At 40.1% G+C, this 12025-nt stretch carries 13 protein-coding genes; all 13 read right to left on the bottom strand.

Going from position 1 to position 12025, the window contains the following annotated elements; genetic code table 11:
* Nucleotides 1–41: 41 nt before the first annotated feature.
* Nucleotides 42–845, bottom strand: a complete 804-nt coding sequence (locus V7161_RS12460) for a ribonuclease HII (protein ID WP_335445449.1) — start codon at nt 843–845, stop codon at nt 42–44.
* Between the two features lie 54 nt (nt 846–899).
* Nucleotides 900–1772: a ribosome biogenesis GTPase YlqF gene (ylqF, locus tag V7161_RS12455; protein ID WP_335445448.1), complete on the bottom strand. Its 873-nt coding sequence runs from the start codon at nt 1770–1772 to the stop codon at nt 900–902.
* A gap of 143 nt (nt 1773–1915) precedes the next feature.
* A complete protein-coding gene (lepB, locus tag V7161_RS12450) occupies nt 1916–2476 on the bottom strand; it encodes a signal peptidase I (protein ID WP_223588536.1) in 561 nt (186 codons plus the stop codon).
* Between the two features lie 176 nt (nt 2477–2652).
* The gene (gene rplS / locus V7161_RS12445; protein WP_223588716.1) at nt 2653–2997 is read right to left on the bottom strand and encodes a 50S ribosomal protein L19; all 345 of its coding nucleotides are present in this window, start codon (nt 2995–2997) and stop codon (nt 2653–2655) included.
* A 144-nt stretch (nt 2998–3141) separates the two neighbouring features.
* Nucleotides 3142–3885, bottom strand: a complete 744-nt coding sequence (gene trmD / locus V7161_RS12440) for a tRNA (guanosine(37)-N1)-methyltransferase TrmD (RefSeq protein ID WP_335445447.1) — start codon at nt 3883–3885, stop codon at nt 3142–3144.
* A complete protein-coding gene (rimM, locus tag V7161_RS12435; protein ID WP_335445446.1) occupies nt 3882–4400 on the bottom strand; it encodes a ribosome maturation factor RimM in 519 nt (172 codons plus the stop codon). The genes trmD and rimM overlap by 4 nt, the downstream gene beginning before the upstream one ends.
* Before the next feature lie 4 nt (nt 4401–4404).
* The gene (locus V7161_RS12430) at nt 4405–4800 is read right to left on the bottom strand and encodes a YlqD family protein (protein WP_335445445.1); all 396 of its coding nucleotides are present in this window, start codon (nt 4798–4800) and stop codon (nt 4405–4407) included.
* Nucleotides 4801–5016: 216 nt separating this feature from the next.
* A complete protein-coding gene (locus V7161_RS12425) occupies nt 5017–5247 on the bottom strand; it encodes a KH domain-containing protein (RefSeq protein ID WP_335445444.1) in 231 nt (76 codons plus the stop codon).
* A 12-nt stretch (nt 5248–5259) separates the two neighbouring features.
* Entirely contained in the window at nt 5260–5532 is a 273-nt protein-coding gene (gene rpsP, locus V7161_RS12420) for a 30S ribosomal protein S16 (protein ID WP_223588544.1), read from the bottom strand.
* 110 nt (nt 5533–5642) lie between these two features.
* Nucleotides 5643–6995 (bottom strand): signal recognition particle protein, encoded by a 1353-nt coding sequence (gene ffh, locus V7161_RS12415; protein ID WP_223588545.1) that lies wholly within the window; start codon nt 6993–6995, stop codon nt 5643–5645.
* Nucleotides 6996–7007: 12 nt separating this feature from the next.
* Nucleotides 7008–7340 (bottom strand): putative DNA-binding protein, encoded by a 333-nt coding sequence (locus V7161_RS12410; RefSeq protein WP_335445452.1) that lies wholly within the window; start codon nt 7338–7340, stop codon nt 7008–7010.
* Between the two features lie 91 nt (nt 7341–7431).
* Nucleotides 7432–8421 (bottom strand): signal recognition particle-docking protein FtsY, encoded by a 990-nt coding sequence (gene ftsY / locus V7161_RS12405; protein WP_335445443.1) that lies wholly within the window; start codon nt 8419–8421, stop codon nt 7432–7434.
* A gap of 18 nt (nt 8422–8439) precedes the next feature.
* Nucleotides 8440–12006 (bottom strand): chromosome segregation protein SMC, encoded by a 3567-nt coding sequence (gene smc, locus V7161_RS12400; protein ID WP_335445442.1) that lies wholly within the window; start codon nt 12004–12006, stop codon nt 8440–8442.
* Nucleotides 12007–12025 lie beyond the last annotated feature (19 nt).

Raw genomic sequence — 12025 nt, 5'->3', positions numbered from 1 at the left:
AAAAACAGGTCTGTGACCTGTTTTTTTATTATTGTGTTTATTTATATTTTCATACTTAATTGTTCATTTATATTTCTTTCAAACATTTCCTTAACAGGGGAAAAGCTTTTTCTATGATACGGAGATATTCCATGGTGTTGTAGTGCTTCAATATGTTCTTTCGTTCCATATCCCATATTCTTCTGAAAACCATAGGCAGGATATTGTTTTGAAAGATCTTTCATTAGTTCATCGCGTGCTGTTTTAGCAATAATTGAAGCGGCAGCAATGGATACACTTTTTGCATCACCTTTAATGATCGATTCAGAAGGAAAGGGTGTGCGGAGCTTCATTGCATCAATCAATAAAAAATCTGGTTCTAGTTTTAAAGAAGCAATACTGGAAGACATCGCTTTTTTGGTCGCTTCATAAATATTGATTTCATCAATTTCCTCAGCCGAAATTATCGAAATGCTATAGGAAATCGCCTCTCTCCTTATAATGGCATCATATTCGAGACGTTTTTTCTCTGTTAGCTTTTTAGAGTCATCTATTCCTGCTAAGAAAAAGTTATCAGGTAAGATTACTGCCGCTGCCACAACAGGACCTGCAAGTGGTCCTCTGCCGACTTCATCCACACCTGCAATGAATAGGAAGCCCTGTCCCTTCATTTTCCGTTCATACTGGGTCATTTCAAAAAACTTTTCTTCCAGGGATCGTTCTAGTTCTCTCTGTTTCTTCCACTTGGCTAAACAAGATTGAACCCCTTTCCGTTCATCTTTCTCGAGCTCTAACAAAAAGGGATCCGTTTCTGTTAAAATGGAGGATAATTTTTCTACTATTTCAGAAATCGATAACTTTTTCATATTTGTTCACCCGTTATCATTAATAAAGCTCTCCGTTTGGAGAGCTCAATCATTTTAAACATCCTGTTCAGATTGCTGAAAGTCCTTTGGTCTTTCAAATGTAAGTGCCCCGAATTTCTCAGAGCGAATTTCCCTGATAACCAGTTCTGCCACTTTGTCATAATCAACCATGCCGCCGCCCATTAAACAGCCCCTGAGCTTACCGATGTGGTCAAATAGCTCTACTACGTCTTCTGGAAGTTCAGTTAGTTTATAACGCTCCTGCAGACGCTCTGGGTAGGCACGTTCTAAAAATCTTAACGAATAGACTGTCAGGTCCTGCAGGTTTAAAAGTACATCCTTAATCGCACCTGTTATCGCCAGTTTCATTCCAACCTCTTGATCCTCAAACTTGGGCCATAAGATTCCCGGCGTATCCAGCAGTTCCATTTCTTTTCCAACCTTAATCCACTGCTGTGATTTTGTCACCCCTGGAGTGTTTCCTGTTTTGGCGATATTCTTTTTTACAAGGCGATTAATTAACGTTGACTTTCCAGCATTCGGAATTCCAACGATCATTGCACGGATTGCTCTAGGCTTAACTCCCTTTGCCCGTAAGCGATCAAATTTTTCCTTCAGGATTTCTTGCGATGCCTGAGCAATGTCTCTCATTCCCTCACCGGCATGAGAATTGATGGCGAGTGCTTTAATTCCCTTATCAGCGAAAAAGGCAATCCATTCCTTTGTAGCCTCTTTATCGGCCATATCCGATTTATTTAATAAAACTAATCTTGGCTTATGCTGAATAATTTGATCAATCATTGGATTTCGAGATGAAAACGGGATTCTCGCATCTACCAGCTCAAAAATGATATCGACTAACTTTAATTTTTCCGTGACCTCTCTGCGAGCCTTGGCCATATGGCCAGGAAACCATTGGATCGTCAAAGCAAGTCACCTCCTTTAAAAGCGGAAGCGCCTTGTTCACCCCCGACAACATAAGCCAAGCCGGCAGGAAGGTTGCTTTTTAACCTTCATTTCGGATTGGCTTATGACCTCGAGGGGCTAGGCGCTGAAGCTAGATAATAGTACTATTTCACTGTTACAATGTGTGCATCGTTTAATGGCCAATATACTATGCTTGTCTTGCCAATTACTTTACTCATTGGAATCGTTCCAATGTGTCTAGAATCTTTACTGAAACGGCGATTATCTCCCATAACGAATAATTCCCCAGGAGGAACTGTTTTACGCCCTACTGCTGTTTCTTCTAACTTAAACGAGCTTGTTAATGGACCATCATTTACTTGTTTCTTATATTCATCTAAATAAGGTTCTTTATACGCTTTACCATTAACATATAAAACATCATCTTTATATTCAATGGTATCTCCCGGAAGACCAATAACACGTTTTATGTAATCCTTATGTTCTGGTGCATGAAAAACAATGATATCGAATCTCTTAGGTTTTCCAATATCATAGCTAAACTTGCTCACAATCATACGGTCCTGATCCTTTAATGTCGGCATCATCGACAAGCCATCGACGACAATTGGAGCAAAGAGAAAGTAACGAATTAATGCAGCTAATATAACAGCTATTAATAGCGCTTTTGTCCATTCCCAGAGTTCATTTTTCTTTTTTACCATTTGTGTCCCCACCAATCTTAGTAACAAAATATCTTATAAAGCCTATTTTACATAACTTCAGCCTTTTTAACACGATGGGAAAATGTTTTTTAATCAAACTTTAATAATTTGATTATACTTTATTAAAATCTGTATAAAAAAAGAGCTGCTCATGAGCAAGCTCTTTTCTTTTCATGTTATCGAATCTCTTTAATTCTTGCTTTTTTACCGCGAAGGTTACGCAAGTAGTAAAGCTTAGCACGACGGACTTTACCGCGACGAATTACTTCAAGCTTCGCAATTTTTGGTGTGTGTACTGGGAAAGTACGCTCAACGCCTACTCCGTAAGAAACTTTACGAACTGTAAAAGTTTCGCTAATTCCACCACCACGACGCTTAATCACTACACCTTCAAATAACTGAATACGCTCACGAGTACCCTCAACAACTTTAACGTGTACACGTACAGTGTCACCAGGACGGAACGCAGGAAGATCAGAACGAAGTTGTTCTTTTGTGATTTCTTCGATTAATTTATGCATCGTTTTCAACTCCTTCCAACAGATGCTCATGCACATCTACTTACAATTACATTGCAGCGGAACATCGTTATAAGACTAGATTCTGAAAAGGTTCAGCTCAAGTCACAAGAAGTATCATACCATAATTGTCGTTCTCCCGCAATACTACTTGTATTCTTTTTTTATTTCAGCTAACCATTTTTCCTGTTCTGGTGTTAGTTCGATATTATCAAATAAGTCAGGACGCCTTTGTAGTGTTCTTCTCAATGCTTCTTTATTCCGCCATTCTTCAATTAACTTATGATTACCTGACATTAGTACATCAGGGACCTTCAGCCCACGGAAATCTGCAGGTCTTGTATAATGCGGATGTTCTAAGAGACCTGTGCTGAAGGAATCCTTCATATGTGATTCCTGATTTCCTAATACCTCCGGCAAAAGGCGAACGACACTGTCAACAACGACCATGGCTCCAAGCTCACCACCGGTTAAGACATAATCCCCAATCGATATTTCATCCGTAACCACATGCTGCCGGATTCGTTCGTCATAACCTTCGTAATGACCGCAAATAAATATCAAATGTTCTTCTTGAGCTAATTCTTCGGCTTTTCGCTGATCGTAACGCTTGCCTTGAGGACAAAGAAGGATTACCCGTGGATCCTTACTTTTTGCTTTTTCCTTGAGGGCACTTACACCATCAAAGATGGGCTGAGGCATTAAAACCATTCCAGCTCCTCCTCCGTATGGGTAATCATCAACAGAGGAATGCTTGTTATCAGCAAATTCACGAAAATTGACAACATTATATTGGACAGCCTTTTTCTCTGCCGCTTTTTGTAAAATAGACTGGTTAAACACCCCGGAAAACATTTCGGGGAAGAGTGTAAGGATGTCAATCTGCATCATGAAAGCAGCCCTTCCATCGGCTCAATTAAGATGACTTTTTCTTTTACATCAACTTTCTTCACCACATCGTGGATATAAGGAATTAGGATTTCCTTTTGACCCTTACCCTTTACTACCCAAACATCATTGGCACCTGGTGATAATATTTCGGTTACTTTTCCAAGTTCTACCCCTTCTGTAGTGGCCACGAGGCAGCCAATAATTTCATGGTAATAAAATTCATCCTTTTCCAAAGTATCCAGCTGTGATTCAGGCACCTTGAGAATTCCTTCTTTAAACTTTTCAACTTCATTAATATTATGAAAACCTTCAAATGTCAGTAATTCAAAATTTTTATGGGTTCGATGGCTTTTTACTGTTAGCTCAATCGGCGTTTTGGAATTTGGCATAAACAAATACAATACATTTCCTGCTTTATACCGCTTTTCAGGGAAATCCGTTTTTGAAATGACACGCACTTCTCCTTTTATTCCTTGTGTATTTACAATCTTTCCGACATTAAACCATTTTTCCATACGATTATTCACCTTCTCTTATTTCCTCAATGATCCCATCTTTAATTATAATAACAGGTTGTCCAAGTTGTTGACTCCATGAATCGCCCACTTTTATTTCAATTAATGCCTGAACTTCCTTTTCCTTTAATTCACTGCCTAAAGGTAGCATATGTAATTGTTCAATTTGGAACTCTAGGAGTTTTTCTTTTTCTAATCGTTTATTGATTTCTTTTTCAAAATGACTTTTTAATTCTCCTGGCGAAAAGCTTTTGGTTTTCTCCAATCGTTTTAATTCAAATTGAAGCTGATTGCATTCTTTTTGGAGCTGAAGCTTTTGGTTGGTGTATTGTTCAAATAATTTTTCTTTGCTTTTTTCCGTTAGAATTTGCTTTACCACAACTGTTTGGATAATTTGCATAAAGATGGCTCCTTTCTTTCTTATAGCTGTTGATTTGCGCTCCAGGCGCTTCGCTTTCCGCGGGCGGTCCTGGGAGCCTCCTCGGCGCTGAAGCGCCTGTGGGGTCTCCCCTGCCCCGTTCTCCCGCAGGAGTCTCGCACCTTCAGCTCCAATCAACTCAGCAATAGCAAAAAAGGGAGGAATGTTGATTCCCCCCTTTCATCTAGATGCAAAAAGCTATTCACCAATTTCGAGAAAAATTTTCTTTTGTTGTGATGATCCTGCTGCATAAACAACAGTTCTAATGGCCTTTGCAACACGCCCCTGCTTTCCGATTACTTTTCCCATATCTGTTTTGTTAACAGAGAGCTGAAAAGTAACGCGGTTGTTGTCCTCTGTGACGTCAACACGGACGTCTTCAGGAAAATCAACTAGAGGCTTAACAATCGTTTCGATTAATTCTTTCATAGTTACCTACGATTACTTGCTTAATTTTGCATTATGGAATTTTTCCATGATGCCTTGGTTTGAGAAAAGGTTACGAACTGTATCAGATGGTTTTGCACCGTCTTGTAACCACTTAAGAGCTAATTCTTCGTTGATTTCAACAATTGCTGGTTCTGCAACTGGATTGTAAGTTCCAACTGTTTCGATGAAACGTCCATCACGTGGTGAACGAGAATCTGCTACTACGATACGATAGAAAGGAGTTTTCTTAGCTCCCATACGCTTTAAACGAATTTTAACTGCCATTTTAAATAAGCACCTCCGAAATTGTTTCACACAAGATAGTATATTATCAATTAATATATCATTTGTAAAGTGTTTTTTCTTTACATACATTATTACCAATACTTTACATCTTAAAACGGTTTAAATGGGAATTTAAATCCGCCTTTTTTCTTTGATTTCATTTGCATGCCTGTCATTTGTTTCATCATCTTTTTCATGTCTTCAAACTGTTTTAACAGACGATTTACCTCGGTGACAGGCCGCCCGCTTCCTTTCGCAATCCGGCGTTTCCGGTTTGCATTTAAGATCTCGGGATTATTTTTTTCTGCCTTCGTCATGGATCTTATAATAGCTTCAACATGTGCAATTTGCTTTTCATCAATTTGCAGATTATTTAAGCCCTTAATTTTGTTTGCGCCAGGCATCATTTTTAACAACTCATCAAGCGGACCTAAGTTACGAACTTGACCAAGCTGTTCCAAAAAATCCTCCAGTGTAAACGAGGCTGTCCGCATTTTTTGTTCTAATTCTTTTGCCTTTTGCTCGTCTACATTGGCTTGAGCCTTTTCAATAAGCGTCAAAACATCGCCCATGCCTAAAATTCTGGATGCCATTCGTTCTGGATGGAATGGCTCAAGAGCGTCCATTTTCTCGCCAAGACCAACAAATTTAATTGGTGTCTGGGTTACGGCACGTATGGAAAGTGCTGCCCCACCCCGGGTGTCCCCATCAAGCTTCGTCAAAACAACGCCTGTTAATCCAAGCTGTTCATTAAAGCTTTGGGCCACATTTACGGCATCCTGACCAGTCATAGCATCGACGACAAGGAAGATTTCATCAGGCTTTGTTAGTTCTTTGATGTCCTTTAACTCATTCATTAACGCTTCATCTACATGGAGTCGGCCAGCGGTATCGATGAGGACATAATCATGATGTTCTTCCTTTGCTTTCGCAATTGCCTGCCGAGCTATTTCCACCGGGCTGACTTGATCGCCAAGGGAAAAAACAGGCATATCCAATTGTTTGCCAAGCGTTTGAAGCTGTTTAATTGCAGCAGGACGATAGATATCAGCGGCAACGAGCAACGGTTTGCGATTATACTTCTTGCGAAGCAAAAGCGAAAGCTTTCCAGTGGTAGTGGTTTTACCAGCACCCTGGAGACCGACCATCATGATGACAGTTGGCGGGCGGTTTGAGGCCGCAATCTTGCTCTGCTCGCCACCCATAAGCTCCGTTAATTCCTCGTTAACAATTTTAATAATTTGTTGTCCGGGTGTTAAGCTTTTAAGGACTTCTTGCCCGACAGCACGCTCGCTGACTTTTTTCACAAAATCTTTGACAACTTTGAAGTTAACGTCTGCTTCGAGTAGTGCAAGACGCACTTCGCGCATCATTTCTTTTACATCCGCTTCATTAACCTTTCCTTTTCCACGGATTTTTTGAATCGTATTCTGCAGTCGGTCGGCTAATCCTTCAAATGCCATTCATGCCGCCTCCTAATCTAATTTTTCAAGCTCGGCAATTGTCTCACACATCGCCTGTTTTGAAGGGGTCTCCTCTTTAAGCAACACTTTTACTTGCTTTAATAGCCTCGCACGCTCTTGAAATTTATGAAATAATAACAGCTTTTCTTCATATTCCTCGAGCATTGCTTCCGTCCGCTTAATATTATCATATACGGCCTGGCGGCTGACATCATACTCTTCAGCTATTTCACCCAATGAGTAATCATCTAAATAATAAAGAGACATATAGCTTTGCTGCTTCGGTGTTAACAACGAATAGTAAAAATCATAAAGATAGTTCATTCGTGTTGTCTTTTCAAGCATCATACTTAAATGCCTCCTTGTTAAGTGAAATGCCTTTACAAAAGTAAGTTTACACAGTAAGACATTATCTGTCAAGATAATACCTTTACATCTAATCTTCGGTCTTTTCTACTTGATCCGCAAATAATCCATACACATACTTTTCGGCATCAAATTCCTGCAGATCATCCATTTTTTCTCCTAATCCTACAAATTTAACCGGAATCTTTAATTCGTTGCGAATTGCAAGAACAATGCCGCCCTTTGCTGTGCCATCTAATTTTGAAAGAACAATTCCACTAACGTTAGTTACTTCTTTAAAATTCTTAGCCTGAATAAGCGCATTTTGTCCTGTCGTCGCATCCAGGACAAGGATTACTTCGTGGGGTGCTCCGGGAATTTCTCTTTCGATGACACGCTTTACCTTTTCCAGCTCTTTCATCAGGTTCACTTTATTTTGCAATCGGCCTGCTGTATCACATAATAAAATATCAGCCTTACGGGATTTTGCTGCCTGGATCGCATCATACATTACGGCAGCAGGGTCAGACCCCTCGGCCTGCTTAATGACCTCGACCCCGACTCTGCCCCCCCATACTTCAAGCTGTTCAATAGCTCCAGCCCGGAAAGTGTCGCCTGCAGCCATCAAAACCTTTTTTCCCTCACTCTTAAACTTATGTCCTAGTTTACCTATTGTCGTTGTTTTTCCGACACCATTGACACCGACAAAGAGGATGACGGTTAACCCATCCTCCTGGATGTTTAAATTTGAAGACTGTCCTTCTCCCGCATTATAGATGTCGACAAGCTTTTCAGATATAACACTTTGAACCTCCTGAGGGTCTTGGATGTTCCGGCGTTTCACTTCCATCTTCAGCTCATCTATTAACTGCATAACTGTGTCAAAACCAACATCAGCCTGAATTAGGATTTCTTCTAATTCTTCAAAGAAGTCTTCGTCTACTTTTCGGTATCTCGCCACAAGGTCGTTGACTTTTCCGGAAAAACTGTCCCTTGTCTTCGTAAGACCTTCCTTAAACTTCTCTGTCACTGTATCAGTTGATTTTGTTATCTTCTCTTTTAATTTTTTAAAAAAGCTCATTCTTTCACTTCCCTTAAATTAAGATTTAACTAGCTCTTTTGTATCGTCTAAACGGACAGATACGAGCTTTGATACACCCGATTCCTGCATGGTGACTCCGTATAAAACGTCTGCTTCCTCCATTGTCCCTTTACGGTGAGTAATAACAATGAATTGAGTCTCTGAGCTATATCTTTTTAAATACTGGCTAAAACGGTGAACGTTTGCTTCATCAAGTGCCGCTTCCACTTCATCAAGAATACAGAAAGGAACAGGACGTACTTTTAATATCGAAAAAAGCAGGGCAATGGCCGTTAATGCTCGTTCGCCCCCCGATAGCAGCCCTAGATTTTGAAGCTTTTTACCTGGAGGCTGAGCTACGATTTCCACTCCTGTATTTAATAAATCCTCCGGCGCCGTTAATACAAGATCAGCTCTTCCTCCTCCGAAAAGTGCCCTGAAAACTGGTTCAAAATGTTCCCGAATCCCTTGGAAGGTTTGCTCAAAGCGTTTTTTCATTTCCGTATCCATCTCTTCAATCACCTGGAAAAGTGTATCCTTGGCTTCTTGAAGATCTGTCTTTTGTTCATTTAAAAATTCATACCGTTCGGAAACACGCTCGTATTCTTCAATGGCTCCAATGTTGATATTACCAAGCTCCTCGATAGCCAGTTTAATCAGCTTGACCTTTTTGCGGGCTTCTTCAACTGGAACTGTTAGCGGATATTGTCCTTTAGCGCCTTCAAAGGATAATAAGTATTCTTCTCTTAGATGAGCTAGTCTGTTTTCAAGCTCCACATCCAAGCGGTTTAGTTTTACCTCTTCATCCTTTAGTACCGTTATCAAACCTTTATGAATTCTCTTTAATTCCTTAGCTTCAAGCTCCAAATCTTCCAGCGAAACCTGAAGCTGTACCCGTTCTTGCCTTCTTGTGCTAATTAGATTGAGTGTTGCAGCCTTGTCTCCTTGTTTCCTTTTTGCAGCAGTCTCTAATTGTTCTTCACCTGAAGAGCTATCCGTCATTTCTGATGTTAATAGGCTAAGGTCTTCAGTAAAGACAGCAAGCTTTTGCCTGCTTTCTGCTAAATCTTCATTAAGATTCGCGAATCGGTCCTTGGTGTTTAAAAATTGCTCGTTTTTAGCTGCAAACTCAACCTTTAACTCATTTATTTCGGTTACCAAGGCTTCTTTAGATGTAAGATCATTGGTCTTTTGTTCAGTCAGTCTTATAATTTGACCGTCAAGTTCCGCAATTGAATCCTTATAATTTTCCATTGCTGATTGTAATTCTGTTTTTCTAGTTAGCAATGTGGTTTGTTCTGTAGAAAACTGCCCCTTTTCAAGATCGTAAATGGCTAATCGGTCATTAATATTCTTTTCTTCAAACTCAGCTTCTCGTAAGTCACCCTTAACAGACTGTTCCGATAGTCTCAGTTCTTCACCATTTTTACGCATTGCCTCAAGGTCTGACTCTGCCGTTTGGACATCTTCTTTTAATGATTTAACCTGCTTCTCCAAATCCGCCGTTTTCTCTTCCATAATGACAAGCTTACCCTTTAATTCATCAAGCTCACCTTTTCTTGTTAATAGCGAGGATGTTTTTTGTTTTACGGCTCCACCTGTCATCGAACCGCCGGGATTGACGATATCTCCATCGAGGGTAACTAATCGAACACGATATTGGAGTATTTTCGCCAATTCATTGGCACCCTTTAGATCCCTTGTGATAACAACGTTACCCAATAGGTTTTGAAAAATCTCGGCATACTTTTGTTCAAACTGAACCAGGCTGACCGCAGTACCAACCAGAGAAGGGTGGTTTTGAATCGAGGCCAATTGAGCTGATGATAAGGGTCGTCCCTTTACAACACTTTGTGGTAAAAAGGTTGCTCGTCCAAAAGAATGCTGCTTTAAATATTGAATAGCGGCACGGGCATTTTGTTCAGTATCGACTACGATTTGCTGCAAGGAACCACCAAGTGCGGTTTCCATGGCAATTTCATATACTTTTGGAACAGAGATTAGTTCGGCAACGGCACCTTCAATACCATGGAGTTTTTTTCCGCGGGCCTTGAGAACTTCCTTTACACCTTGGAAAAAGCCAGAAAAATCCTCTTCCATTTCTTCAAGCATATCTTTTTTGGACTTTGCCTGCTGCAGAAGCTGATAGGCTTGATACAAGGTTTTCTCTTGTTTTTGATAATTGTTTTTTACCGTCTCCAGCTTACGTTGCTGCTCACGAAAGGCAACAACTTGTTCAGCTAGCTTCTTTTGAAGTTCATCTAATGAAGCTTGAATTTCCCTTTTTTTACTTTGGGCAATTTCTCTTTCTTGAAGATACTTTTCATTTTCCGCATCAAGACGTGAATTTTTTCTATCCTGCTGCTCAAGCTGCTGGTCAATGTATTTTAATTCGTTTTTTGCACCAGCTTGGTCATTCAACAGCTCAATATATTCACTTTTTAAGCTTTCGATTTTTTCATCAATATTTTCTGCAAATAATTGCAGCTTTTCTTGTTTTTCCTTTAACTGTGTTTGTAAGGTTTTTACCTGCTCACCAAGCAGCTTAACCGATTCGGCTAAAGAATCTCTATTGTTTTGAAGCTGGCTGATTCGGTCCGTTAATTCACGGATGTTCATTTCCAACTGCTCTTTATTTTGCGCAGCATTCTTTTTCCGCTCTTTTAGAACTTCTTTTCGTCCCTCCAGCTTTTCAAGCTCCTCACTGGCATGAAGCAGAACATTCTGGAGGTCTGAAATCGATTCATCCAAGGCCGTAATCTGGTCTCTAGTTTCAACGATTTTTGCTTCTTTGATCTGCAATTCAGAAGAAAGCTTCAGTTCCTCATGTTGGTGCTCTTCCAGCTGTTTGGAGAGATTCCCCCATTTTTGATGCATGTCTTCAATTTCATAAACGGTTAGAGCTACTTCAAACTTTTCAAGCTCCTCTTTTTTCTCTAAAAAATCCTTTGCTAGCGATGCTTGAATTTTTAATGGCTCTACTTGGCTTTCAAGCTCATGTAAAATATCATTTACCCGGTTAATATTGTCTTGTGTCTCGGCAAGCTTAACCTCGGCTTTTTTCTTTCGGTTTTTGTATTTTAAAACACCTGCAGCTTCTTCAAATATTGTTCGGCGGTCTTCTGCTTTACTGTTTAAGATTTCTTCTACTTTCCCTTGGCTTATAATGGAAAAGGCTTCCCGTCCCAGCCCGGAATCCATAAACAAATCAATAATATCCTTCAAACGGCACGATTGTTTATTAATAAAGAAGTCGCTATCTCCTGAACGGGAGACTCTTCTTGTAACACTTACTTCATTATAATCAACCGCTAATCCCTGATCTTGGTTGTCCAAGGTCAGTGTCACTTCAGCAAAATTAACAGCCTTTCTAGTATCGCTTCCGGCAAATATAATATCTTCCATTTTACTTCCGCGAAGTGATTTTGCTGACTGTTCCCCTAATACCCAGCGGATTGCATCTGTAATATTGCTTTTCCCGCTGCCATTAGGACCTACTACGGCCGTAACCCCAGGGACAAAATCCATACTGATGCGGTCAGCAAAAGATTTAAAGCCAATAATGTCCAACCGTTTTAAAAACATTCCTTTTTCCTCCCTAAAA

Origin of the sequence: Neobacillus drentensis (assembly GCF_036965425.1) — a bacterium.
In the GTDB taxonomy this organism is placed as follows: Bacteria; Bacillota; Bacilli; order Bacillales; family Cytobacillaceae; genus Neobacillus; species Neobacillus drentensis_F.
The sequence above is the reverse complement of the archived record's forward strand: the minus strand, read 5'-3'. Positions and strand labels throughout refer to the sequence as shown.